25 protein-coding genes are annotated in these 24,841 nt (G+C 68.6%); 13 read left to right on the forward strand and 12 right to left on the reverse strand.

Annotation, left to right across the window (positions count from 1 at the left end):
• Positions 1-3 precede the first annotated feature (3 nt).
• On the reverse strand, positions 4-1,098 hold the full coding sequence (locus tag OCU_RS49195; protein WP_041787137.1) for a ferredoxin reductase: 1,095 nt from the start codon (positions 1,096-1,098) through the stop codon (positions 4-6).
• Positions 1,099-1,168: 70 nt separating this feature from the next.
• Here OCU_RS49195 and OCU_RS49200 point away from each other — a divergent pair, with 70 nt between their 5' ends.
• Positions 1,169-1,843 (forward strand): TetR family transcriptional regulator, encoded by a 675-nt coding sequence (locus OCU_RS49200; protein WP_008262100.1) that lies wholly within the window; start codon positions 1,169-1,171, stop codon positions 1,841-1,843.
• Positions 1,844-1,877: 34 nt separating this feature from the next.
• Here OCU_RS49200 and OCU_RS49205 read toward each other — a convergent pair whose 3' ends face one another.
• Positions 1,878-2,231, reverse strand: coding sequence for a hypothetical protein (locus OCU_RS49205; protein ID WP_008262101.1), 354 nt, complete (start codon positions 2,229-2,231; stop codon positions 1,878-1,880).
• 30 nt (positions 2,232-2,261) lie between these two features.
• Positions 2,262-2,873, reverse strand: coding sequence for a GNAT family N-acetyltransferase (locus OCU_RS49210; RefSeq protein WP_036459961.1), 612 nt, complete (start codon positions 2,871-2,873; stop codon positions 2,262-2,264).
• A 53-nt stretch (positions 2,874-2,926) separates the two neighbouring features.
• On the opposite strand from OCU_RS49210, the gene OCU_RS49215 reads away from it, so the two are divergent.
• Positions 2,927-4,024 carry a F420-dependent hydroxymycolic acid dehydrogenase gene (locus tag OCU_RS49215; RefSeq protein WP_085981116.1) on the forward strand — a complete coding sequence of 366 codons (1,098 nt, stop codon included), beginning with the start codon at positions 2,927-2,929 and terminating at the stop codon, positions 4,022-4,024.
• A gap of 98 nt (positions 4,025-4,122) precedes the next feature.
• The gene (locus OCU_RS49220; protein WP_009956674.1) at positions 4,123-4,701 is read left to right on the forward strand and encodes a hemerythrin domain-containing protein; all 579 of its coding nucleotides are present in this window, start codon (positions 4,123-4,125) and stop codon (positions 4,699-4,701) included.
• A 57-nt stretch (positions 4,702-4,758) separates the two neighbouring features.
• Here OCU_RS49220 and OCU_RS49225 read toward each other — a convergent pair whose 3' ends face one another.
• Positions 4,759-5,658: a manganese catalase family protein gene (locus OCU_RS49225; RefSeq protein ID WP_009956675.1), complete on the reverse strand. Its 900-nt coding sequence runs from the start codon at positions 5,656-5,658 to the stop codon at positions 4,759-4,761.
• 164 nt (positions 5,659-5,822) lie between these two features.
• Here OCU_RS49225 and OCU_RS49230 point away from each other — a divergent pair, with 164 nt between their 5' ends.
• A complete protein-coding gene (locus tag OCU_RS49230) occupies positions 5,823-6,521 on the forward strand; it encodes a GAF and ANTAR domain-containing protein (protein WP_009956677.1) in 699 nt (232 codons plus the stop codon).
• A 129-nt stretch (positions 6,522-6,650) separates the two neighbouring features.
• Here the strand turns inward: OCU_RS49230 and OCU_RS49235 are convergent, their stop codons facing one another.
• Complete coding sequence (locus OCU_RS49235) at positions 6,651-7,106, reverse strand: MaoC family dehydratase (RefSeq protein ID WP_008262120.1); 456 nt, start codon at positions 7,104-7,106, stop codon at positions 6,651-6,653.
• Positions 7,107-7,385: 279 nt separating this feature from the next.
• Here OCU_RS49235 and OCU_RS51460 point away from each other — a divergent pair, with 279 nt between their 5' ends.
• Positions 7,386-7,559 (forward strand): hypothetical protein, encoded by a 174-nt coding sequence (locus OCU_RS51460; protein WP_008262122.1) that lies wholly within the window; start codon positions 7,386-7,388, stop codon positions 7,557-7,559.
• 3 nt (positions 7,560-7,562) lie between these two features.
• Here the strand turns inward: OCU_RS51460 and OCU_RS49240 are convergent, their stop codons facing one another.
• Positions 7,563-7,958 (reverse strand): DUF302 domain-containing protein, encoded by a 396-nt coding sequence (locus OCU_RS49240; RefSeq protein ID WP_009956678.1) that lies wholly within the window; start codon positions 7,956-7,958, stop codon positions 7,563-7,565.
• 55 nt (positions 7,959-8,013) lie between these two features.
• On the opposite strand from OCU_RS49240, the gene OCU_RS49245 reads away from it, so the two are divergent.
• The 5 genes from OCU_RS49245 (at position 8,014) to ag85C (ending at position 11,957) form a co-directional block, all read left to right on the forward strand.
• Positions 8,014-8,511, forward strand: a complete 498-nt coding sequence (locus tag OCU_RS49245; protein ID WP_008262133.1) for a metallophosphoesterase family protein — start codon at positions 8,014-8,016, stop codon at positions 8,509-8,511.
• A gap of 57 nt (positions 8,512-8,568) precedes the next feature.
• Positions 8,569-9,030, forward strand: a complete 462-nt coding sequence (locus tag OCU_RS49250) for a MarR family winged helix-turn-helix transcriptional regulator (RefSeq protein WP_008262134.1) — start codon at positions 8,569-8,571, stop codon at positions 9,028-9,030.
• Positions 9,027-9,866, forward strand: a complete 840-nt coding sequence (locus tag OCU_RS49255; protein ID WP_009956680.1) for an ATP-binding cassette domain-containing protein — start codon at positions 9,027-9,029, stop codon at positions 9,864-9,866. Before OCU_RS49250 ends, OCU_RS49255 begins: the two co-directional genes overlap by 4 nt.
• Positions 9,856-10,674, forward strand: a complete 819-nt coding sequence (locus OCU_RS49260; RefSeq protein WP_008262137.1) for an ABC transporter permease — start codon at positions 9,856-9,858, stop codon at positions 10,672-10,674. The genes OCU_RS49255 and OCU_RS49260 overlap by 11 nt, the downstream gene beginning before the upstream one ends.
• Positions 10,675-10,907: 233 nt before the next feature.
• Complete coding sequence (gene ag85C / locus OCU_RS49265) at positions 10,908-11,957, forward strand: diacylglycerol acyltransferase/mycolyltransferase Ag85C (protein WP_008262140.1); 1,050 nt, start codon at positions 10,908-10,910, stop codon at positions 11,955-11,957.
• A 41-nt stretch (positions 11,958-11,998) separates the two neighbouring features.
• Here the strand turns inward: ag85C and OCU_RS49270 are convergent, their stop codons facing one another.
• From OCU_RS49270 to OCU_RS49285, 4 genes are all read right to left on the reverse strand, one after another.
• A complete protein-coding gene (locus tag OCU_RS49270) occupies positions 11,999-12,703 on the reverse strand; it encodes a YoaK family protein (RefSeq protein WP_008262142.1) in 705 nt (234 codons plus the stop codon).
• A gap of 137 nt (positions 12,704-12,840) precedes the next feature.
• Positions 12,841-14,181: a maltokinase N-terminal cap-like domain-containing protein gene (locus OCU_RS49275; RefSeq protein WP_008262144.1), complete on the reverse strand. Its 1,341-nt coding sequence runs from the start codon at positions 14,179-14,181 to the stop codon at positions 12,841-12,843.
• A gap of 49 nt (positions 14,182-14,230) precedes the next feature.
• Positions 14,231-16,003, reverse strand: a complete 1,773-nt coding sequence (gene treS, locus OCU_RS49280) for a maltose alpha-D-glucosyltransferase (protein WP_008262145.1) — start codon at positions 16,001-16,003, stop codon at positions 14,231-14,233.
• Between the two features lie 121 nt (positions 16,004-16,124).
• Complete coding sequence (locus OCU_RS49285; RefSeq protein ID WP_009956681.1) at positions 16,125-17,171, reverse strand: S1C family serine protease; 1,047 nt, start codon at positions 17,169-17,171, stop codon at positions 16,125-16,127.
• Positions 17,172-17,334: 163 nt separating this feature from the next.
• Between OCU_RS49285 and OCU_RS49290 the strand changes: the two genes are divergently transcribed.
• Together OCU_RS49290 and OCU_RS49295 are read left to right on the forward strand one after the other, a co-directional pair.
• A complete protein-coding gene (locus OCU_RS49290; RefSeq protein ID WP_008262148.1) occupies positions 17,335-17,757 on the forward strand; it encodes a TIGR03668 family PPOX class F420-dependent oxidoreductase in 423 nt (140 codons plus the stop codon).
• Positions 17,758-17,875: 118 nt separating this feature from the next.
• Positions 17,876-20,035, forward strand: a complete 2,160-nt coding sequence (locus OCU_RS49295) for an elongation factor G-like protein EF-G2 (protein WP_009956683.1) — start codon at positions 17,876-17,878, stop codon at positions 20,033-20,035.
• A gap of 4 nt (positions 20,036-20,039) precedes the next feature.
• Here the strand turns inward: OCU_RS49295 and OCU_RS49300 are convergent, their stop codons facing one another.
• The gene (locus OCU_RS49300; protein ID WP_014381499.1) at positions 20,040-21,632 is read right to left on the reverse strand and encodes a FadD7 family fatty acid--CoA ligase; all 1,593 of its coding nucleotides are present in this window, start codon (positions 21,630-21,632) and stop codon (positions 20,040-20,042) included.
• A gap of 251 nt (positions 21,633-21,883) precedes the next feature.
• On the opposite strand from OCU_RS49300, the gene oxc reads away from it, so the two are divergent.
• On the forward strand, positions 21,884-23,620 hold the full coding sequence (gene oxc, locus OCU_RS49305) for an oxalyl-CoA decarboxylase (RefSeq protein ID WP_009957107.1): 1,737 nt from the start codon (positions 21,884-21,886) through the stop codon (positions 23,618-23,620).
• Here oxc and OCU_RS49310 read toward each other — a convergent pair.
• The gene (locus OCU_RS49310; protein ID WP_009957108.1) at positions 23,604-24,533 is read right to left on the reverse strand and encodes a LysR family transcriptional regulator; all 930 of its coding nucleotides are present in this window, start codon (positions 24,531-24,533) and stop codon (positions 23,604-23,606) included. The genes oxc and OCU_RS49310 overlap by 17 nt on opposite strands.
• Between the last annotated feature and the right edge of the window lie 308 nt (positions 24,534-24,841).

Consider the following 24,841-nt stretch of genomic DNA (forward strand, 5'->3'; position numbering starts at 1 on the left):
TGTCTACAGCGAGACGTCCACGTCACCGACCGGAACGGACACGCAGATCTGCACGTCCTCATCGGGTGCGGTCGAGACCGCGCCGGTGACCAGGTTGCGCACGGTGCCGGCGGTTTTGCGCCGCGTGCAGGTGTGACAGATGCCCATCCGGCATCCGTTTTCCGGGGACAGGCCGGCGGATTCCGCCTGTTCCAGCAGCGGGCGTCCGTCGTCGACGATGTCAACGCCGCTGTCGGAGAACGTGACTCGCCCTCCTGGCGGGTTAGCCGGTGTTTCGAAGGCCGGCGGGACGAAGCTTTCGGTGTACACGGTGTCGCAGTGCTCCCGCACGGCCTCGACCAAAGCCGGTGGGCCGCAGACGAATACCGCGTCGGGTGAGGGCATCGCGGCGGCCAGGTGTTCCGGGCCGAAGCGTCCGGCCAGGTCGCCGCCGTCGGCGCGGGTGTAACCGCGCAGCACCCGCACCGACTCCAGCGCGGCCAGCTCGTCGCGGTAGCACGCCTCGGCGGGCGTGCGGGCGTAGTGGACGAAGGCGATCTCGCCGCGATGCCCCTGGGCTACCAGGGTGCGCAGCATCGCCATCACCGGGGTGATCCCGCTTCCCCCGGAGACGAACAGGATCCGCCGGGGACGCGGCGCGGGCAGCGTGAAGTCGCCGCCGGCGCCGGCCAAACCGACCACCATGCCGGGACGGGCGTGTTCGTACAGATGGTTCGAGACCAGCCCTCCCTCATGGCGGCCGATGGTCAGCTCGAGGGTGGCCGCCTCTTCGGCGTTGGCCGGGGAATAGCAGCGGGTGTGCCGGCGCCCGTCGATCTCGACGGTCAGGTTGACGTACTGGCCGGCCCGGACGGTGTGGGTGGCCAGGAAGGTGTCGTTGGGTGTCAGGGTGAGCGTGACACTGCGGGGTGTGGTCCGGCGCACGTCGGTCACTTTGGCGCGGGCGTCGCCCAGCGTCCATGTCGGTGCGACGAGCTCGGTGTAGCGGTCGACGCCGTGCGGACCGGTCAGCAGGTCTAGAAGCTCCGAACCCAACACGCGCTGGCGGAACGTCCGCGCGAGGACCCGGCCAGAAGCTTGAGCGTTTTGAGTGAACATATGTACACCGTGCGGCCGCAACGGCCAGGTAGTCAAGGGTTTACTGGCCCGATGTGGTAGGGTTCACACAGTGAACAGCCGTACTCCTAGCTCACGGGCGCGCGGCTCCGGACGCGAACGCTCGCGGGAAAGCCAGTCGCGCGAGGAGCGCAAGGAGGCGACGCGGCGCGCCATCATCGCCGCGGCGCTCAAGCTCTTGCAGGACCGCAGCTTTTCCAGCCTGAGCCTGCGGGAGGTGACCCGCGAGGTCGGGATCGTGCCGGCGGCGTTTTACCGCCACTTCGAATCGATGGAGGCGCTCGGCCTGGTCCTGATCGACGAGTCGTTTCGCAGCCTGCGTGACACCTTGCGCGACGCCCGCGCCGGCAAGCTCGACCCGAACCGGGTCATCGAGTCGTCCGTCGAGATCCTGGTCGCCAGCGTGGCCGACCGGCGCGAGCACTGGAGGCTGATCGGTCGCGAGCGCAACAGCGGCCTGTCCGTGCTGCGCTACGCCATTCGCACCGAGATCCGGCTGATCACCTCCGAGCTGGCCACCGACCTGGCGCGTTTCCCCGGTTTGAACAAGTGGACCACCGAGGATCTCAACGTGCTGGCGACCCTGTTCGTCAACGCCATGATCGTCATCGCGGAGGCCATCGAGGATTCGCAGAGCGCCGAGGCGACCGAGGACATCCGCCGGCTCGCGGTCAAGCAGTTGCGGATGATCGCGACCGGCATCGCCGGGTGGCAGAGCACTCCCTGATCACATCGGCTGCAGTAAACAGGCGAGCACTGACTTACTCGTCGACCACGTCGTAGAGCGAATCGCCGTCTTCGGGGGTGCCGTCGATCTGGCCGCGATGCGCGCGCCGCGGCCCGTCGTCCACGGGCTCGATGTCATCGGGCACATCGGGCTCCTCGGCGGCCAGTCGCTCGTCGAGGGATTCGCCCTCTCGTTCCTCTCTCGCCGTCACACCGAAGCGATTGGCCTCGCTCCAGCCCTCGGGGGGATCGACGACGATGTCACCGTCGTCGTTGCGCAGTTCGTCGGAGTCGGTTCCTTCGCTCGCGTTCAGGGTGTCGCCCGGTCCGCCCTCCTCGGGAAAGTCGGCGGGATCGACCAGATCGTCGGCTTGGGGGTTCTCGCTCATGCCAAAACGGTTGCCCGCCGGATTGGGTGACTAAACGGCCCGCGGCGCCCGCCACATCGCCCACATCTTCGGGCCGCCGTCCGGCAGCACGATCTCGCGGGTGACGGTGAACCCGAAACGCTCGTAGTACGGGACGTTTTCGAATTTGGTCGATTCGAGGTAGGCCGGACAGTATTCGGCGTCGCAGCGGTCCAGCCGCGACCTCATCAGGGCTTGACCGAATCCCTGGCCACGGACCGCCGGGTCGCTGCCGATGACCGCCAGATACCAGTGCGGTTCCTCGGGGTGCACGCTCTTCATCAATTCCTGGACCGCACGGCCGCGCATCGAGCGCAGACCGAACACCCGCAGGAACGTGGGCGTCATCGCCAGCTGCGCACCGGGCGTCTCCTGCCACTGGCCGGGCGGATCCCACAGCGCCGCAGCGCCGATGCCCGAATCCTCGGTGGCCACCTCCACGCCGCCGCGGCCGAGATGATGGTGGCGGGTCATCGTCGCGAACAGCCGGGCCAGGCCCGCGGTGCGCTTGTTCTGGTCGGGCATCAGCCAGACCATCACCGGATCGTCGTAGAACGCGCGGGCCAGCGTGCGCGACAGCTCGCGGACGTCGGCCTTGAGCGCCGGGCGGACGTGCGGGGTCATCCACGTCACGCTAGTGGGTGTTGAGGTGATGCGGCGCGGGTATGCCGACCCGGGTGACCGGCATGTCGCGGCGAGCGTTCGGGCGGGTGGCCGCCGGCGCGGGCATGCTCGGGTCCGTCGGGCTGTCGGACGGCTGCACGACGCGGGGCACCGACCACGCCACGTCCGCCGGTCCGCCACCGCCGTCGGGCAAGGGCGTGGGGTTCGTGCTGTCCCACGAGCAGTTCCGCACCGACCGGCTGGTGGCGCAGGCGCAGGCGGCCGAAGAGGCCGGCTTCCACCACGTGTGGGCCAGCGACCACATTCAGCCCTGGCAGGACAACCAGGGCCATTCGATGTTCCCGTGGCTCACGCTGGCGCTGGTCGGCAGCGCCACCAGCCGGATCTCGTTCGGCACCGGGGTGACCTGCCCGACCTACCGCTACCACCCCGCCACGGTCGCCCAGGCCTTCGCCTCGCTGGCAATCCTCAACCCGGGCAGGGTGTTCCTGGGCGTCGGCACCGGTGAACGGCTCAACGAACAGGCCACCACCAACGCCTATGGCGACTACGCCGAGCGCCATGACCGGCTGGTCGAGGCGATCGACCTGATCCGCCGGTTGTGGAGCGGATCGCGAATCTCCTTCTCGGGGAGATACTTTCAGACGAACTCGTTGAAGCTTTACGACGTGCCTTCCACCCCGCCGCCGATCTTCGTGGCGGCCGGCGGCCCGAAGAGCGCGAAACTGGCCGGGCAGCACGGGGACGGCTGGATCACCCAGGCCCACGATGTGATGGACCCAAAACTGTTGGCGGCCTTCGGTTCCGGAGCGCAGGCCGCCGGGCGGGATGCCGCCACGTTGGGTAAACGCGCCGAACTGTTCGCGGTCGTCGGCGGCAATGCCGAGGCGGCCCGCGCCGCTACGCTGTGGCGTTTCACGGCCGGCGCCGTCGACCAGCCCAATCCCGTCGAGATCCAGCGCGCCGCCGAGTCCAACCCCGTCGACAAGGTGTTGGCCGGCTGGACCGTCGGCACCGACGCGGCCCCGCACATCAGCGTCGTGCAGCGGGTGCTCGACGCCGGGGCCGTCCCCTTCCTGCACTTTCCCCAAGACGACCCCATCACCGCCATCGACTTCTACCGCACCGATGTCCTGCCGAAGTTGCGCTGAGCGAACTTGGGGCACCCGTCGTTTCGAAGCTGTTTCGAAGCCCCGGGCCCGGGTATCCGCACCCAACTTCGAGGGACAGCCCAATTGGAAGGCAAAGCATGGACGCAATCACTTTTCTCCGTCAGGACCACAAGAGCGTGCTCGGTCTGTTGGAGACGCTCGACGGCGCGCCGTCGGGCCCCGGCGCGCAGGCGAGCGGCCTGGAAACCATGGTCAACAACCTCATCATCGCCGAATCGCAGCACGAAGCGATTGAGGAGCAATTCTTTTGGCCGGCGGTGCGCGACGCAATGGGCGATGGACTCGTCGACAAGGCGATCGAGCAGGAGCAGGCCGGCAAGAAGCTGCTGCAGCGGCTCGAGGACGGTAAGCCGGGCGAGCCGGACTACCACGAGGCGCTGCAGGAATTCGTCGCGGCGGGGCGCGACCACATCGCCTACGAACAGAATGAGGTGTGGCCCCAAGTCGAAACGGTGCTCAGCCGTGAGGAGTTGGAAAAGATCGGCGAAAAGCTGGAAGCGGCAAAGAAGATCGCTCCGACGCGACCGCACCCGGACACGCCGCCGAACCCGGCCGTGCTCAAGACGATGGGGATGGGCGCGGCGATCGTCGACCACGTCCGGGACGCGGTGACCGGACGCGGCAAGGACAATCCGCCGGATCCGCAGATGCACTGACCCGGCAACGACGATGGCCGGGCGTCTTGATCGGACGCCCGGCCATCTCGTCTCCAATTAGCCTGTGGGAACGTGCTGTTCGTGCGTGAACGGTTTCTCGGCGTTGACGGCCGGCGAGCCCTGCGGGTTCTCCTTGGCGCCGGTGTTCTTGCGCGTGGCGCCGCCCAGCCACTGCTGCTCGGGCTTTTCCACGTACTCCCATTCCGTGCCCTCGGGCCAGGGGCCCTGTCCTTGGTTCCACGGACCGCGAACGGACTCGCCGCCCCCGTTGGACATGTTGAACGCCACGTTCTGGAACCGCGGGTCGCCGGGCAGCTGTCCCGGCGGGAAGTTCACCGGAAGCTCGTTGAGCGCTGCCGTGAACTGCTGATAGTGCGCGACCTCGCGCGTCATGAGGAACGTCAGCGTGTCCTGGACGCCGGGGTCGTCGGTGAACTGCTTGAGGTATTCGTAGACGATCTTGGCGCGCGATTCCGCCGCGACGTTGTTGCGCAGATCGACGGTCGGGTCGCCGTTGGCGTCGATGTAGGCGCCGGTCCAGTTGTTTCCGCCGGAGTCCTTGACGTCCGGTCCACCGCCGCTGAGCACCAGGAACAGCGGGTTGACCGCGACCGAGTGGATGAGGCCGTCCCGGCCGCCGCCGTTCGCCGTCACCGCCGGCATCCAGTCGCATTTCTCGTTGGCGATCTTGAGGTTGTCGTTGAGCCCGTCGAGCAGCATGGTGATCATCGATCCGACCATTTCGAGGTGGCTGAGCTCCTCGGTCGCGATATCCATGAACAAGTCATACATTTTCGGGTTCTTCTGGCGAAGCACGAAAGCCTGGGTGAAGTACTGCAGCGCCGCGGTGAGTTCACCGTTGGCGCCGCCGAACTGGTCCATCAGCAGCGACGCGAATCGAGGGTCGGGCCGGTCGACCCGTACCTCGAATTGAAGATCTTTGTTGTGCACAAACACTGGGGCCTCCCTGGGGGATCGAGATGGGGCTGGTCGACGCCGGATACCCGGGGCCTATGACGCCAAACTCGGGGCATCGCAACTTCCCATCGGTCGGCCGTCCGGCCGGGGCCGCTGATCGCCGGGGTTACGCGTCGGGGATCCATCGTGGAGAATGCGCCCCTATGGAGTCTTTGGACCCAACCTCGAAGCACGAGTTGGCCGTGCGCATTGCCGAGCTCGCCCGCGAGATCGCCACCCCACGTTCGCTGGACGACGTCTTCGCCGACGTGACCACCGCCGCGGTTGAGCTGATACCGGCCGCGGACATCGCGGGGGTGCTGCTGCTCAAGGCGGGTGGGGAGTTCGAATCGGTCGCCGACACCGACAGCCTGGTCGCGAAGCTCGACAAGCTGCAGCACGACTTCGGTGAGGGCCCCTGTCACGACGCCGCCCTGAATGAAACGATCGTGCGCAGCGACGACCTGCGCGACGAGCCACGCTGGCCCAAGTACGCGCCGGCGGCGGTCGAACACGGGGTGCTGAGCAGCCTGTCGTTCAAGCTCTACACCGCCGAGCGCACCGCCGGCGCCCTGAACCTGTTCAGCTTCCGGCCCAACGTGTGGGATACCGAGGCCGAGACCATCGGAACCGTGTTCGCCGCGCACGCCGCGTCGGCGATCATGGCCGGGCGCCACGGACGGCAGATGCAATCGGCCCTGTCGTCGCGCGACCGCATCGGGCAGGCCAAGGGCATCATCATGGAGCGCTACGGCGTGGACGACGTGCGCGCCTTCGAGTTGCTGCGCCGGCTGTCGCAGGAGAGTCAGACCAAGCTCATCGACATCGCCCAGCGCGTGATCGACACCCGCGGCGAGGATTGATCCGCGGCCGCGCGACACCCGAACGTGGACTTGTTGCGCGAAGAGGCCGCGTTTCGCCGCAACAAGTCGACGTTCGACGCGGCGTTTTCAGGCGTCGACGCGGCGTTTTCAGGCGTCGACGCGGCGTTTTCAGGCGACGAAGCGGACGACGCTCTCGGCCACGCACGCCGGCTTGGCCGACCCTTCGATCTCGACGGTGGTCGAGATGGTCGCCTGCACGGCGCCGTTGCCCACGTCGTCGACGCTGACCAACGAACTCTGCGCGCGCACCCGCGAGCCGACCGGGACCGGCGCGGGGAAGCGAACCTTGTTGAGGCCGTAGTTGATTGCGAGCTTGATGCCGTTGACGGTGTAGATCTGGTGCTGCAGTCGCGGCAACAGCGCCAGGGTCATGAAGCCGTGGGCGATGGTCGTGCCGAACGGCCCGGACGCGGCCCGCTCCGGGTCGACGTGGATCCACTGGTGATCGCCGGTCGCGTCGGCGAACAGGTTGACGTCTTCCTGGGTGATGGTGGCCCAGTCACTGTGGCCCAGCTCCTCGCCCGCGGCGGCGGCGAGGTCGGCGACTGATTCGAAGGTGCGCATTGGGTGTTCTCCTTGGTTTCGGCTGCTAACAATAACGGTGGGCCGCGCGGTTAGCACCGAGCCCTCGCGGGTGGCAGCCGGTGGACGGACGAACCCATCTCGAGCCATCCCGACGAATTCAATGCGGCCCTGCTCGACTTCCTGGCGCGGTAGCGCCCGGGCGCCGAAGGCCGCGCCCACCCGTTTCGCCTGAGCCGTCGGGGGAATTCGGGAGGTGGACGTTGCCGCGCCAGGTGTTCGATGCCGCGGCGTCGCCGTGGGCTTCAGAAAGGAACCGCCATGCCAGACCGCAAGGGCCACAAAGCCGAGGAAGACGTGGAACCCGACACCCACCAAGCTCGGTCCCGCGCCGCCGCGGGTGAGGACGACGGCTCGTACGTGGGCGCCGCGGGCTCCGATGACTCGTTCGATGCCGGCGAATCGGGCGCCGAGGCCCGCAGCGAGCGCGGCTGACGGTTACCCGAGTGCGCCGATCGCCGCTTGCAGCCTGGTGGTGGCCTGGTCCGCGACCTCCTGCAGCGCCCCGGCTTCGCCGGTCACCTTGACCATGAGCTGGGGATCCATGGCCTCGACCAAGACCGCGTCGCCGGCGGGGTCGGAGCGCACCACCACGTTGCACGGCAACAATTGGCCGATTTGGCGGTAAGCGTTCAGCGCCCGGTGCGCCAGCGCCGGGTTGCAGGCGCCCAGGATGAGATAGTCCTCCATCTCCTCGCCGAGCTTTTGCTTGAGCGTGGCCTTGACGTCGATCGTGGACAGCACGCCGAAACCCTGGTCGGCCAGCGCTTGCGTGGTGCGCTCCACCGCGTCCTCGAACGAGGTGTGCAGCGTGGTGCTCAATCCCGGTGTCATGTGATTCCTCCTCTTTCAGCCGTGGACTACCCAGAATTTCGCCCACAATGGGTCGGTGAGGCTGCTGCTGATCGCCGATACCCACATCCCCAAACGCGCCCGCGACCTGCCCGCGCAGGTGTGGGATGAGGTCGCCCAGGCCGACGTCGTCATCCACGCCGGCGACTGGATCTCGCCGGAGTTCCTCGATCGCCTCGAAAGCGCCGCGACACGCCTGGTCGGGTGCTGGGGAAACAACGACGGCCCGGCGTTGCGGGCCCGGCTCCCCGAGCGGGCGGACGTGACCCTGGCGGGCGTCCGGTTCACGGTCACCCACGAGACCGGCGCCGCAGCGGGCCGCGACGCGCGTATGTCACGGCTGTACCCGGACAGCCAGGTGCTGGTGTTCGGGCACAGCCACATCCCCTGGGACAGCACCACCGAGACCGGGTTGCGCCTGCTCAATCCGGGGTCGCCGACGGATCGGCGCCGCCAGCCGTTTTGCACGTACATGACCGCCGACGTCGACGACGGCGCCGTGACCGGCGTCGCGCTGCATCGCCTGCCCAGGTAGCGGGTACTTACCGTACGCGGAGCTTCCCCACCTAAATAGCTCGGCTACAGAGGTATCATGGCGGAAGTGAAGACACGCACCGACGTCGCAACCGACCTGTTCGGCGTGGTCGGCCGCTTCCGGCGGCAACTACGCCGGTCGGCCGGCCGGGCGTTCGATTCGTCGCGGCTCTCCGAATCGCAGTCCGAACTGCTGTGGCTGGTCGGCCGGCGTCCGGGAATCTCGGTCAGCGCCGCCGCGGCCGAACTCGGGCTGGTGCCCAATACCGCCTCGACCCTGGTCACCAGGTTGGTCTCCGACGGGCTGCTGCTCCGCACCGCCGGGGACACCGATCGCCGGGTGTGCCAGCTTCGGCTCGCCGAGCCCGCCCAGCAGATCCTCGACGCGTCCCGGGCCGCCCGGCGCGACCTGCTGTCCGAGCTGCTCGACGAACTCGACGCCGACGAAATCGAGTCCTTGGCAAAGGGATTGGAGGTCCTCGACACGATGACCCGCATGCTTCAGGAGCGACGATCATGAGCGCGGCGCTGCCGATGGCCATCGACGCCCGGCATCTGACCTACCGCTACGGCCAGTTCACCGCCGTCGACGACGTGACATTGCAGGTCCGGCCCGGCGAAACCATGGGCCTGTTGGGCCCCAACGGCGCCGGGAAGACGACCATGGTCCGGATGCTGACCACGCTGGCCCCGGTGCAGCAGGGCGAGCTCCACATTTTCGGGATGGACGCGCGCCGCCAAACCACCGACATCAGAAGCAACATCGGCTATGTGCCGCAACAGCTTTCGATCGAGCCCGCGCTGACGGGCCGGCAGAACGTGGAGTGGTTCGCGCGGTTGTACGGTGTGCCGCGCGCCGAGCGCTCCGATCGCGTCGATCAGGCGCTGGTCGCCATGGACCTGCTGGGCGTGGCCGACCGGATGGCGTCGGCCTACTCCGGCGGCATGGTCCGCCGTCTCGAGGTGGCGCAGGCGCTGGTCAATCGTCCGTCGCTGCTGGTGTTGGACGAGCCGACCGTGGGGCTGGATCCCATCGCGCGCGACGGCGTGTGGTCGCAGGTGCGAAAGATGCAGGCGCAGTTCGGCATGACGGTGCTACTGACGACGCACTACATGGAGGAGGCCGACGCGCTGTGCGACCGGGTGGCGCTGATGCACCACGGCGCGTTGCGGGCCGTCGGCGCACCCGACGCGTTGAAGGCCCGGCTGTCCAACGGGTCGCCGGGCGCCACGCTCGAGGATGTGTTCCGCCATTACGCGGCAACGGGTTTGGACGACGAGGCGGCGTCGACGGAGGAACCCGGGTCCATCCGGGAAATCCGTTCCAGCAGAAAGGCGGCGCGCCGTGTCGGTTGATGGCGCCGCGGCGGGGACACTGCTTCGCGCACCGCGGGGATGGCAGCGGGTCGGCGCGCTGACCGGCCGCATCGGAGCATTCGCGATCGTCGAACTGCAGAAGTTGCAACACGACCGGACCGAACTCGTCACCCGGATGGTGCAGCCCGCGCTGTGGCTGCTGATTTTCGGTACCACCTTCAGCCACCTACACGTCATCGCGACCGGATCGGTGTCGTATCTGGCCTTCCTGGCCCCCGGGATCATCGCCCAGTCGGCGTTGTTCATCTCCATTTTCTATGGGATACAGATCATTTGGGATCGCGACGCCGGCGTACTCGCCAAGCTCATGGTGACGCCGGCGCCGGCGTCGGCGCTGATCACCGGCAAGGCGTTCGCGGCCGGGGTGCGTTCGGTGGCCCAGGTCGTCGGTGTGATGGCGCTGGCGTACCTGATGGGTGTAGGACTGACGATCAATCCCCTGCGGATCGCGGCGGCGATGGGGGTCGTCATGCTCGGCGCCGCGTTCTTCGCGTGCCTGTCGATGACGCTGGCCGGCTTGGTGCGCAACCGCGATCGCCTGATGGGCATCGGACAGGCGATCACCATGCCGCTGTTCTTCGCCTCCAACGCGCTGTACCCGGTCGACGTGATGCCGGCGTGGTTGCGCGCGCTGAGCAAGGTCAATCCCCTCAGCTACGAGGTCGACGCACTGCGGGCGCTGCTGATCGGAACCCCGTTCAACCCGGTCGGCATCGTCGTGCTGGTGGTGGCGGCGGTGCTCGGAATCACCACGGCGTCAACGCTTTTGCGTCGCTTGGTCGCCTAGAGCGCCACGGCGGTGCTAGCGCGCCCGCCATCACGTCGCAAGGGCCGGCGCGGTACCGAGAGCCGATCGTGACCCGAACGTGATGATGTCTGGCCGACTCGCAATCGTTAGCTAACCGCGATCTGTCGCTGCGGCCGCGACAACCGAATTCGGCGCTCGCGCTGTGTTTCACTCCCCGAGAACAGATTCCACCGCATGGTGCGGCAGATGAAAGTTGGGATGGGTAGAGAGCTATGTCGTTCATCGAAAAGGTGCGAAAGTTGCGTGGCGCGGGGGCGAACATGCCGCGCCGACTGGCGATCGCTGCCGTGGGGGCCTCCCTGCTGTCCGGTCTCGTCGCCGCCACCGGAGGCTTCCCCACCGCGAGCGCCTTCTCCAAGCCGGGGCTCCCGGTGGAATACCTCGAGGTTCCGTCGCCGTCGATGGGCCGCAACATCAAGGTCCAGTTCCAGCCCGGCGGCGCGCACGCCGTGTACCTGCTGGACGGCCTGCGCGCGCAGGACGACTACAACGGCTGGGACATCAACACCCCCGCCTTCGAGGAGTTCTACCAGTCCGGCCTGTCGGTGATCATGCCGGTCGGCGGCCAGTCCAGCTTCTACAGCAACTGGTACCAGCCGTCGTCGGGCAACGGGCAGAACTACACCTACAAGTGGGAGACCTTCCTGACCCAGGAAATGCCGCTGTGGATGCAGGCGAACAAGCAGATCTCCCCGGCGGGCAACGCCGCGGTGGGGCTCTCGATGTCGGGCGGCTCGGCGCTGATCCTGGCCGCCTACTACCCGCAGCAGTTCCCCTACGCCGCCGCCCTGTCCGGGTTCCTGAACCCGTCCGAGGGGTGGTGGCCCACCCTGATCGGCCTGGCGATGAACGACGCGGGCGGCTACAACGCCAACAGCATGTGGGGCCCGTCCACCGACCCGGCGTGGAAGCGCAACGACCCGATGGTCCAGATTCCGCGGCTGGTCGCCAACAACACCCGCATCTGGGTCTACTGCGGTAACGGCACTCCCAGCGACCTGGGCGGCGACAACATGCCGGCCAAGTTCCTGGAGGGCCTGACGCTGCGCACCAACGAGCAGTTCCAGAACAACTACGCGGCCGCGGGCGGGCGCAACGGGGTGTTCAACTTCCCCGCCAACGGGACGCACTCGTGGCCCTACTGGAACCAGCAGTTGATGGCCATGAAGCCCGACATGCAGCAGGTGCTGCTGGCCAGCAACACCACCGCGCAACCCGCGCAACCGGCACAGCCGGCGCAACCCGCGCAGCCGGCGACCTAAATCCCGGCAAGCCAGCATCGGCAGTAGCGCACCGGTCAGCGCTACTGCCGATGCTCTTTTTCACCCGCGTCGAGCAGGGCGCGCCGATCGGAGTGGAAGTAGGTGTAGCCGGTGGTCAGCGCGCACACGACCGTGGCCACCACCAGCATCCACGTCCCGTTGACGAACAGGCTGATGAACCCGCCCACGGTTGCGCCCACCACGAAGCTGGCGAACAGCAGGAAATAACCCAGCCATTCGGCCGCCGTCCCACCGGCGAGGTGGCGTTCGATGCCCTGGCCCATCTTGACCAGCGTCCCGGTCACGTAGCTGAGCGAGACCGACACCTCGCCGTCCTTGACGAACGATGTGTTGAGGGCCCCAATGCCGAAGGCCACCAACATGATCGGCGCGAAATCGAGCAGATTCTCTTCCCAGCCCTCATCGATGACGTCCACCATGGTGGCCGCCAGCAGGCTGAACGTCGTCAGCACCGTCGGCCCATGCGGGTGCGCCACCCAGAAATGCCGCCGGCACACCGAGGCGATCACCACGCCTGAGACGAAGCAAACGATCAACACGCCCGCCGTCACCGACAGCAACACGTCGCCGCGGAAATACCCGAGCATGGCCCGCTGGGCGTTCCCGGTCATGAAGGTCACGAAGTAGCCGGCGGAATGGGTGAAGGCGGTCGCTCCCAGGATCCCCGCCAGCACCGCCAGCACCCAGGACAACCGCGACTCACTGTTATTGATCTCGTTCGGCACACGCACATGGTTCCAGACGGCGGCGGCGCGTGCAGCGCACGCCGCTTGCCGACGGGCGACTGCGCCCGGCTAAGCCGACGCTACGCAGATGGCGGCGACCCGCTGCGCCCCGGCTACGCCGCGCTTGCGATCGCCGCTCAGACGGCGGTCAGGCGGGCGATGGAACGCAACGGGATCGGCAGCCAGCCGGGCCGGTGCCGGGCCTCGTAGCCGGCTTCGTAAACGGCCTTGTCCAGTTCGTAGGCGGCCAGCAGCTGCGCCGAATCGCGGGGGTCAATCCCGGAGGCCGCCGCGTAGCCGTCGCAGAACGCGGTGCGGTTGCGTTCGACCCACTCGCGGGCCCGGGCCGCCAACTGCTTGTCATCGGCCTGGTCCACCAGCGGCCCGTAGGCGGCGTATTCGAATGACCGCAGGACGCCGGCCACGTCGCGCAGCGGCGAATCGGGCGCGCGGCGTTCCTCGAGCGGCTGCCCCGGCTCACCCTCGAAGTCGATGAGCAACCAGCTCTCCGGCGTGCGCAGCACCTGCCCCAGGTGCAGATCGCCATGGACGCGCTGCACGGTGATCGTCTCGGCGACCAGCTTGCGGAACCGCTCGTCGATGGTCGCGGCGAACTCCTCGAGCTCGGGCACCAGGGCCACGGTCGACGACAGCCGCGCCAGCACGTTCTCCACCGGGAAGACCGCCTGCGCGGTGCCGAGGGTCTCGGCCAGGGTGGCATGCACCGACGCCACGGCCTCACCGAGGCGGAAGGACTCGCCGGCGAAGTCGCCGCCGACCTCGTACGCGTAGAGATCGGCCTCGGCGAACAGGTCGCGAACGCTGGCGCTGGCCATCGCCCAGCCTTCCGCGGCGTTGGCGGCGAACTCGGTCACCATGCCCAGCGGCCACGTCTCGTCGCCCGGACCCGTCATCTCGTAGGTGCCCAGCAGCCGGGCGACGTGCGGGTTGCCCGCGCGGCCCAGCACGCGGTTGAGCTCGATGTCGGGATTGATGCCGCCGCTGACGCGGCGGAACACTTTGAAGATCGCGTCGCGGTCGAAGATGACGCTCGTGTTGGACTGCTCGGCGTCGGACACGTGCGCCATCGCCTCCAGCGGCAGCTCGGCGTCGGGCTCCTTGGCGAATCTCACCTCGACGCCCGACGCGCCGCGCGCGGCCGACGAGTCGATGAGCGACAGCAAAAACTGCGGCGCGTCGGCGTCGTACATCGCGTCGAAGCCGGTCCGGTCGTCGGCGGCGCCGATGGTGGCGACGTTGCTGTACTCGACGACCGGGGCGGAATCCCATCGCACGATCACCTGGTAGCGGTCGCGGGAACCGTCGGCGTAGGAGGCGTCGACGAGCACCAGGTCGAGGTCGTCGCGCAGCGCCACGACGACGCTCGGCTCGGCGCTGGACAGTTCACGGTTGCGCCCGGCGTACCAACGCTGCTGTGGAAGCCACTCGGACCAGGGCAATTTCTCCGGGGAAGTCATCAGCGCCGCTCCTCTTTCTTGCCTGGATTGACGCCGGCGCGAGTGATCGTCATGCATCCTCCTCGCATCCGCTCAGCCGGAACCAATAGAACCCGTGTCCCGGCAGTGTCAGCAGGTAGGGCAGGTGACCGATGCGCGGAAACTCCACCTGCCCGGTCAGCTCGACCGGCGTGCGTCCGCTCCAATGCTGCAGGTTCAGTTCGATCGGCTGCGGGAACCGCGACAGGTTGTTGACGCACAGCACGGTGTCGCCGTCGCCGGACACCTGCCGCAGGAACGCCAGCACCGACGGGTTCGAGCCGCCCAGTTCCTCGAAACTCCCGATGGCGAAGGCCTCGTGGCGGCGCCGCACGGCCAACATCGTGCGGGTGAAGTTGAGCAGCGACGTGGACGTGTCGCGCTGGGCCTCCACGTTGACCGCCTGATAGCCGTACACGGAGTCCTGGCTGGGCGGCAGGTACAGCCGGCCGGGATTGGCCTTGGAGAAGCCGGCGTTACGGTCCGGCGTCCACTGCATCGGGGTGCGCACCCCGTCGCGGTCTCCCAACCAGATCACGTCGCCCATGCCGATCTCGTCACCGTAGTACAGGACCGGCGAGCCGGGCAGCGACAGCAGCAGCGCGGTGAACAGCTCGATCTGGTTGCGGTCGTTGTCCAGCAGTGGGGCCAGGCGGCGGCGGATGCCGACGTTCGCCTTCATCCGCGGATCCTTGGCGTACTCCGAGTACATGTAGTCGCGCTCTTCGTCGGTGACCATTTCCAACGTCAACTCGTCGTGGTTGCGCAGGAAGATCCCCCACTGCGCCATGTCGGGGATCTCGGGCGTCTGGGCCAGGATCTCCGAGATCGGGAACCGGGATTCCCGGCGCACCGCCATGAAGATGCGCGGCATCAGCGGGAAGTGGAACGCCATGTGGCATTCGTCGCCGCCGGTGCTGGGGTCGCCGAAGTACTCGACGACGTCGGCCGGCCACTGGTTGGCCTCGGCCAACAGCACCCGCCCCGGGAATTCGTCGTCGACGACCTTGCGGACGCGTTTGAGGAAGGCGTGCGTCTCCGGCAGGTTCTCGCAGTTGGTGCCCTCCCGTTCGAACAGGTAGGGCACCGCGTCCAGCCGGAACCCGTCGATGCCCAGGCCGAGCCAGAACCGCAGCACGTCGATCATGGCTTCCTGCACGGCCGGGTTTTCGTAGTTCAGGTCCGGCTGGTGCGAAAAGAAACGGTGCCAGTAGAACTGCTTGCGCACCGGGTCGAAGGTCCAGTTGGACTCCTCGGTGTCGATGAAGATGATCCGGGCGTCGGTGTAGCGCTCGCTCGTGTCGCTCCACACGTAGTAGTCGCCGTACGGGCCGTCGGGGTCGTGGCGCGACTCCTGGAACCAGGGATGCGAATCCGATGTGTGGTTCATCACCAGGTCGGTGATCACGCGGATGCCCCGCTCGTGCGCGGCGTTGAGCAGCGCGACGAAATCCTCGACCGTCCCGAACTCGGGCAGCACCTTGTAGAAGTCCCGGATGTCATAACCGCCGTCGCGCAGGGGCGAGTCGTAGAACGGGGGCAGCCAGATGCAGTCGATGCCCAGCCATTGCAGGTAGTCCAGCTGCCCCAGCAGTCCGCGCAGGTCACCGGCGCCGTCGGCGTTGGCGTCGAAGAACGCCCGCACCAGCACCTCGTAGAACACGGCGTGCTTGAACCAGGTCGGGTCGGTGGGTAGCGCGGCGGCGTTGTTGAAGTCCTCGGCGTCGGGGTGCTCGACGACGCCGTCCTGGACGTGACTGCCCCCTTCGGGATGGTGCTCGACAGCTTCTTTTGCGTCGTTCATCAAATCCACGATGCCACGGGTACCCGAGGCGCGACATTCGGAATCACGCCCACTCCTGGGCGACGAATCACGGCCGGGGGCAAACGAATTGGCCTCCGGCCGGATGTCGTCGCCGGGTGTGTCAGGCCGGCGGCCCCTCCGCCAGCGTGATGTTCGCGGTGCGGTCGCCGCCGTCGGTGGAGCGGTAATGCACGGCGATCGTGTCCCCGGGGTGGTGCGGGACGAGCACCTCGGTCATGGACGTCGCCCCGGTGATCGCGACGTTGTCGACCCCGGTGATGACGTCGCCCGCGGCGATCCCGGCCGCCCCGGCGGGCCCGCCGTTGACCACCCGCTGGACCCGCGCGCCGTTGCCGTTGTTGTCCATCACGCCCAGGCCGAGGAACGCGGTGGGGCCGATGTGCACGGTGTTGGAGCCGGCGCCGGACCTGATCTGGTTGGCGACACCCATCGCGCGGCCGATCGGAATCGCGAAGCCCTGCCCGCCGGACATCTTGTAGCTGTCGGTGGCGGCGGTGTCCACACCGATCACCTGCCCGGCGCTGTTCACCATGGGCCCACCGGAGTCGCCCGGCCTGATCGGCGCGTCGGCCTGGATGAGGCCGCCCAGATTCTCCTGCGCGCCGGTCAGGGTGTCGGTCGCCGAGACGCTCTGGTTGAGCGCGAGGACCTTGCCCGTGACCGCGCTGGGGGTTCCGCCCTGACCGCCGGCGTTCCCCAGCGCGACGATCGGCTCGCCCACCCTGGCCTCACCACCGATCGCGGCGGTGGGAAGCCCGGCGGCACCGCGCAGCTGCAGCACCGCGATGTCTTGTGTGCGGTCGTAGCCGACCACGTCCACGGCGTAGGTCTGCCCGTTGCCGACGGCGAAGGCGCTGATGTCGGTGGCCCCCGAGATCACGTGGTTGTTGGTCAGCACGACACCGTTCGGGTCGATCACGATGCCGGTGCCGGCACCGACGGCGTTGTTGTAGCCGAACTTGGTGTCGATGTTGACCACCTGCGGCCCCACCTGACCGACCATCGCCGACGGGTCCAGCGGCAGGGCGGGCGGTGACGCGGTGGCCATTCCGAGGCCGATACCAGCGTCCAGACCGAGGCCGAGTGCGACCACGGCCACCACGCTGACCACCCTGGACCAGACCGAGCGGTGGTGCGATTTGCTCATCGGTGTCACCCTCCTGCTTCGCCGTAACCAACAAACTGTCCCGGCCTCAGGCTCTGGGCGGCACAATTCGTGTACATAACCGTAATGCAGGTAGCTGTGCACGGCATGTCCCAGGCTCGCGCCGGCCCTGCTGTCACGCACGGCGCGCCCCTAAGCTGACGCGGTGGGCGAATTCGACCCCCGGGCCCGATTCATCGAGTCGCCGGTCGCGCGGTTGGCCACCGTTACCCCGGGCGGAGCGCCGCACCTGGTGCCGGTGGTGTTCGCGGTCGCCGCCGACCCGGGCGGCCGGGACGTGGTGTACACGGCCGTCGACGCGAAACCGAAGACGACGCGGCGGCTGCGCCGGCTGGCCAACATCGAGGCCGACCCGCGGGTGAGCCTGCTGGTGGACCACTACTCCGATGACTGGGCGCGGCTGTGGTGGGTGCGGGCCGACGGTGTCGCCACCATCCACGACGACGGCCGGGCACTGGAATCGGGCCGCCGGCTGCTGCGCGCGAAATACCCTCAGTATCAATCGGTTTCGCTGGACGGTCCGGTCATCGCCGTCGCCGTGCACCGCTGGTCGAGCTGGCATCCCTGATCGGCCGGCCGTTCGATCTGGCCCGACGGTCTTGTGGTCGACGGGAGTTGGGTGAATGGTAGCTAGATAGGGGCTAGCTAGGTCAGCGACCGCGCGCCCCGGCAACCTGGAGGAAGTCATGGCAGACAGGACAACTACTTCCCAAGGCGCGGGAAACGCTCCTACCGCCAACGGTCCGGGCGAGATTCGCAACGTGGTTCTGGTGGGACCGTCCGGCGGCGGCAAGACCACGCTCGTCGAAGCGCTGTTGGTCGCCGCCGGCGTGCTGACGCGAAGCGGCTCGGTGGCGGACGGCAGCACGGTCTGCGACTACGACGAGGCCGAGATCCGTCAACAACGATCGGTGGGCCTCGCGGTGGCCTCCCTGTCGCACGACGGCGTCAAGGTCAACCTGATCGACACGCCCGGCTACGCCGACTTCGTCGGGGAGCTGCGGGCCGGGCTGCGGGCCGCCGATTGCGCGCTGTTCGTGATCGCGGCCAACGAAGGCGTCGACGAGCCCACCAAATCGCTGTGGCAGGAGTGCAACCAGGTCGGCATGCCCCGGGCCGTGGTGATCACCAAGCTCGACCACACCCGCGCGAATTATTCCGAGGCGCTGGCCGCGGCGCAGAATGCGTTCGGCGACAAGGTTTTACCGTTGTACCTGCCGACCGGGCTGCCCTCCTGCCGCGGGCTGATCGGTCTGCTGTCACAGGCGCGCTACGAGTACGCCGACGGCAAGCGCAGCGTGCAGGCGCCGGACCCGTCGGACGCCGCGCAGATCGAGGAAGCGCGCGGGGCCCTGATCGAAGGGATCATCGAGGAGTCCGAGGACGAGTCGCTGATGGAGCGGTATCTGGGCGGTGAGTCCATCGACGAAGCCGTCCTCATCGCCGACCTGGAGCGGGCCGTCGCCCGGGGGTCGTTCTTCCCGGTGATCCCGGTGTGCAGCACCACGGGCGTGGGCACCTACGAGTTGCTGGAGGTCGCCACCCGCGGGTTCCCGTCGCCGATGGAACACCCGCTGCCGGAGGTCTTCACGCAAGTCGGGGCGCCGCGCGCCGGCCTGACGTGCGACACCGACGCGCCGTTGCTCGCGGAGGTGGTGAAGACGACGTCGGACCCCTACGTCGGCAGGGTCAGCCTGGTCCGGGTGTTCTCCGGGACCATCAGGCCCGACACCACGATTCACGTGTCGGGCCATTTTGCGTCGTTCTTCGGCACGTCTAATGGAAACGGGCATGCGCACCCCGATCACGACGAGGACGAGCGCGTCGGCGTCCTGTCCTTCCCGCTGGGCAAGCAGCAGCGCCCGGCCGCGGCCGTGGTGGCCGGTGACATCTGCGCGATCGGCAAGCTGAGCCGCGCCGAGACCGGCGACACCCTCTCGGACAAGTCGGAGCCGCTGGTGCTGAAGCCCTGGACCATGCCCGAACCCCTGCTGCCGGTCGCGATCGCTGCCCACGCCAAGACCGACGAGGACAAGCTGTCGGTGGGGCTGGGCCGGTTGGCCGCCGAGGACCCGACGCTGCGGATCGAGCAGAACCAGGAAACCCACCAGGTCGTGCTGTGGTGCATGGGTGAGTCCCACGCCGGGGTGGTGCTCGACGCGCTGGCCAACCGGTACGGCGTCACCGTGGACACCGTGGAGCTGCGCGTCCCGCTGCGAGAAACCTTCAGCGGCAAGGCGAAAGGCCATGGCCGTCACGTCAAGCAGTCCGGCGGTCACGGCCAGTACGCGGTGTGCGACATCGAGGTGGAGCCGCTGCCGGAGGGCTCGGGCTTCGAGTTCGTGGACAAGGTGGTCGGCGGGGCGGTGCCGCGTCAGTTCATTCCGAGCGTCGAGAAGGGTGTGCGCGCCCAGATGGAGAAGGGCGTGCACGCGGGCTACCCGGTGGTCGACATCCGCGTCACCCTGCTCGACGGCAAGGCGCACAGCGTCGACTCGTCGGACTTCGCGTTCCAGATGGCCGGCTCGCTGGCGCTGCGGGAGGCCGCGGCCGCGACGAAGGTGGCGCTGCTCGAGCCGATCGACGAGATCTCGGTGCTGGTGCCCGACGATTTCGTCGGCGCGGTGATGGGCGATTTGTCCAGCCGGCGCGGCCGAGTCCTCGGGTCCGACACCGCGGGCAACGAACGCACCGTGGTCAAGGCCGAGGTGCCCCAGGTGGAGCTGACCCGCTACGCCATCGACCTGCGGTCACTGGCGCACGGCGCCGCCTCGTTCACCCGGTCGTTCGCCCGCTACGAGCCGATGCCGGAATCGGCCGCGGCGCGGGTCAACGCCGGCGTCTGAGCGTTCAGGCCCCGCGAGCGAACCGTTCGGCGACGGCGCGCCGGTCCAGCGAGCCTTTGGCGGTGTGCGGCAACTCCGCCGCCTGCTGGAAGTCGGTCGGCACCTCGAAGGGGGCCAACCGGTCACGGCAGAACGACGCCAGCTCGTCGGCCGTCGGCGCGGCGGATCCGCGCGCGACGATCACCGCGGCCACGGTCTCGCCGTACAGCGTGTCCGGCTTGCCGAACACGGCCACCTCCAGCACGCCGGGGTGGCTGGCCAGCACCGCCTCGACCCGCTCCGGCGAGATCTTCTCCCCGCCGCGGTTGATGAGTTCCTTGATGCGGCCGCGGATCACGAGGTCGCCGGCCGGCGACAGGGTGCCCAGATCGCCGGTGTGCAGCCACCCCTGGGTGAAGTTGGCGTCGGTGATCGACGGGTCGCCGAGGTAGCCCCGCACCACGGTGGGGCCGTGCAGCCAGACCTCGCCGACGCTCTCGGCGGGCAGCGACCGACCGTCGGATCCGACGATCCGGATCTGCGGTCCGGTCGAGCGGCCGACGAGACCCGGTGTGGCGCCCGGGTTTTCGCTGTGCCCGGCGCCTTCGACTGCGGTGGTGGCCACCTGGTGGGTCGCCTCGGTCATCCCGAATGCGCACACCACCGGGGCCGAGAACGTGTCCTGCAGGGCCTGCGCCGTCTCGGCGGTCAGCGGCGCGCTGCAGCTGCGGATGAACCGCAGGGCGCCGGCCCCGGCGGGCCGCTCGGTTCGGGCGCGTTCCAACAGGATCTGATGGATCGTCGGGACGGCCGTGTACCAGGTGGCCCGGACCGCCTCGATGTCGTCCCAGAAGGTGTGCGCCGAGAATCGCCCACCCGCGGGCAGTAACACCGTTCCCCCGGACGCCAGGGTCGCCAGCAGGGCGGCGAGCAGGCCGTGCCCGTGGTAGAGCGGCATCACCGCGACGGTCGAATCCCGTTCCCCCAGGGCGTATCCGGCGACGATGGCCGCGACCGAGCCGGCGATGTTGTGGCGCGTCCAGGGCACCATTTTGGGCATGCCGGTGGTGCCGCCGGTGAACATGATCATGGCGTCGTCGTCGCGCAGGCCCTGCGGCGTCGACACGTCGCGCTGCGGTGCGGCGCTGACCGTCAGGGTGACGGCCGGGGCGGCGCCGTCGGGTCCGGCGCTCACCGCGATGGGCCAGGCCGGCGGTGTCGCCCCGGCGGTCTCGTCATCGCCGAGCCGGTCGACGAGCACCGCCCGCGCGCCCACCGCCTCGCTGCGGGCGCGCTGCTCGGTGCCCGGCAGCGCCGGATCGAGCGGAACCGCAACGAGATCCGCCCGGGACGCGGCGAGCAGCCCGACGACGAATTCGGCGTTGCTGCCGGCGCGCAGCGCGACCCGGTCGCCCGGGACCAGGCCGCCGGCCGCCAGTTGTGCGGCCAGATCGTCGACCAGTCGGGTCAAGTCGTGGTAGCTGACCGGGACGCGTTCGGCGGTGACGACCAGCGCGCACGCCTGCGGCGCCCGCCGCGCCGCCGCCTCGACCAGGTCGGCGATGCGCGGGCCGGTGGACGCCGTGACCTCGCCGCCGGTTGTCGAATCGGATCCCATCACCGCGCTCCTTCCCCTCTGTTGCCGTCCTTGTGCCGTCGATGCCACCCTGCCGGGCGGGCTCGCGGCGCGTCCAATACCGATCCGCTCACGACCGATAACCGTCGGCTATCGAAGCGCAACGCCGCCCCTCTGAGCTGTGGCGATAGACGCCGTCGATCATCGGATAGCGGCTTCGACTTGGACACGCGCCGGGGGCCGGGGTCACAGTGATGGCTAGTCATTACCGCCCGCGCACCGAGGAGTCGCCCATGTCCACCGTTTCGGCGTCGGGAAGCGACGCGCGGGGGTCGACCCGCGTGATCGACGGCTTCCACCTCGTGGTGGACGCGCTCATGGCCAACGACGTCGAAACCATCTACGGCCTCGTCGGCATCCCGATAACCGACCTCGCCCGGACCGCGCAGGCGGCGGGCATCCGCTACATCGGCTTTCGGCAGGAAGCCTCGGCCGGCAACGCCGCGGCGGCCGCCGGATTCCTCACCCGCCGCCCCGGCGTGTGTCTCACGACATCCGGGCCCGGTTTCCTCAACGCTCTGCCCGCGCTGGCGAACGCCACGACGAACTGCTTCCCGATGATCCAGATCTCCGGCTCGAGCAATCGGGCGCTGGTCGACCTGCAACGCGGTGACTACCAGGACCTCGACCAGCTCAACGCCGCACGGCCGTTCGCGAAGGCGGCCTTTCGGGTCAACCGGATCGAGGACATCGGTCGCGGCGTCGCGCGCGCGATTCGCACCGCGGTCTCCGGGCGTCCCGGCGGCGTCTACCTCGACATCCCCGGCGACGTCCTGGGCCAGGCCCTGGAGGCCTCGGCCGCCGCCGGCACGATATGGCGGGTCGTCGACCCCGCTCCCCGTCAACTGCCCGCTCCCGACGCGGTCGACCGCGCGCTGGAAGTCCTGGCCCGGGCGCGGCGGCCGCTGATCGTGCTCGGCAAGGGCGCGGCGTACGCCCAGGCGGACAACGAGATTCGACGATTCGTCGAAGCCACCGGCATCCCATTCCTGCCGATGTCGATGGCCAAGGGGCTGCTCCCCGATTCGCACCCGCAGTCCGCGGCCACCGCACGGTCGCTGGCGATCTCACGGGCCGACGCCGTCCTGCTGATCGGCGCGCGGCTGAATTGGCTTCTGGGCCATGGGGAGTCGCCGCAATGGTCCGCCGACACCCAATTCGTGCAGGTCGACATCGCGGCGAGCGAATTCGACAGCAACCAGCCGATCGCCGCGCCGTTGGCCGGCGACATCGGCTCGGCGATGTCCGCGCTGTGTGACGCCGTGACCGCCCGCCCGTTCGCCGCGCCAACGGAATGGGCGACCGAGCTGGCCGACCGCAAGGCGCGCAATGACGCCAAGATGCGCGAGCGCCTCGCCGACGACCCGCACCCCATGCGGTTCTACAACGCCCTCGGCGCGATTCGCGCTGTGCTGCAGGACAACCGGGACGTGTACGTCGTCAACGAGGGCGCCAACGCGCTCGACCTGGCGCGCAACGTCATCGACATGGAGTTGCCGCGGCACCGGCTCGACACCGGAACCTGGGGCGTCATGGGGATCGGCATGGGCTACGCGATCGCGGCCGCCGTCGAGACCGGCGGGCCGGTCGTCGCGATCGAGGGTGACAGCGCGTTCGGCTTCAGCGGGATGGAGATCGAGACCATCTGCCGCTACCGGCTGCCGGTGACCGTCGTCATCCTCAACAACGGCGGCGTCTATCGGGGGGACGAGACCGCGGCACACCCGTCGGACCCGGCCCCCACCGTGCTGAACGCCCGGGCGCGCCACGAGCTGATCGCAGAGGCGTTCGGCGGCAAGGGTTATCACGTCGCCACACCCGATGAGCTGCGCGCGGCGCTGACCGAGGCGATCGGCTCCGGGGCGCCCTCGGTCATCGACTGCGAGCTCGATCCGGCCGCCGGGGTGGAAAGCGGTCATCTGGCCGGCCTGAACCCGGCTCGCGCGGCGGCGGTCAGCGGCGGCGGGTGACGCCCAGGAGTTGGGCGTCGAAAAACTCGTTCAGCGCCAGGCCCGCGGCCGACGCCGCCAGCGCACGCGCGATCGGCGAACCGGGTCCGCTCGCGTTGGTCGCCAACACGACGTCGGCCTTGAGCACCGGATCGACCATCTCCACCGCCCGGACCTCCGGGCCCAGCGGGGAGGTCCACAGCCACGTGTGCGGCACGATGGAAGCCCACTTTCCGGCGGACGCCTGAGCGAATAGCGAAGCGACGGAGTCGGTTTCGACCTGCGGACTGACGGTGATGCCATGATCGTCGAACGCCTTGTCGATGATCTGACGGTCGCGCATGTCCGGGGTGAGCAACGCCAGCGGCAATTGCGCGGCCTGGGCCCAGGTCATCGTCGCCGCCCCGGATCCCAACATCTCCGCGGGCGACAGCAGCACGTAGCGCTCCTGGTATAGCGGGACCAGGTTCACGTCCGCCTCGTCGGGTGCCGCGTGCACGATCGCGGCGTCGAGCTCGAACTCGCGCAGGCGTCGGTACAGTTCGGTCGCCGCCAGCCGGGACAGGATCTGCACCTTCACCAGTGGGTGCGCCGAGCAGAACGCCGAGAGCACCAACGACGCGGTCGTCGATGCGGTCGGCACGGTGCCCAGCCGCAGCGTCCCCGTGATGCCGGAACGGACGGCGTCGACCTCGGCCTTGAAGGCGTCGTGCTCGGCGAGAATCCGCCTGGCCCACACCACCAACCGCTCGCCTTCGGGAGTGAGGCCCTCGAAGCTGTGGCCACGGTTGATCAGCGTGACGTTCAGCTCCCGCTCCAGCTTGGCGATCGCGGCAGACAGCGCCGGCTGGGAGACGAAGCACTTCTCGGCGGCCCGGGCGAAGTGGCGCTCGGAGGCGACCGCAACGAAGTACTCCAGCTGGCGGAAGAGCACCGCACTCCTCGGGTTCCGGGCTCGGGCTTGGGCGCCGATCTCGCTGAGGCTAACGCGCGCCCGACGGGTGCGCCAAGCCCGCGGCGGCACCTTCGACCACGCCCGGGCACGATTTGGGGGCTGCGGCCGCGAAAATCGGTGTATCGGTGCCGTTTTCGAAGCGCGTGCCACCCGGGCTGCGCGCCGCTGACCCAATCGAACCCAATCGGCAGTCGAATCGTGACCGCAGCGGGTCCAGTGGGCTGTCATTGTTTGCTGAAACCGGTGATTCGTGGGTAACCCGTAGAATGACCGTGTGTTGATCGCAC

It is taken from the genome of Mycobacterium intracellulare ATCC 13950, assembly GCF_000277125.1.
Classification (GTDB): domain Bacteria; phylum Actinomycetota; class Actinomycetes; order Mycobacteriales; family Mycobacteriaceae; genus Mycobacterium; species Mycobacterium intracellulare.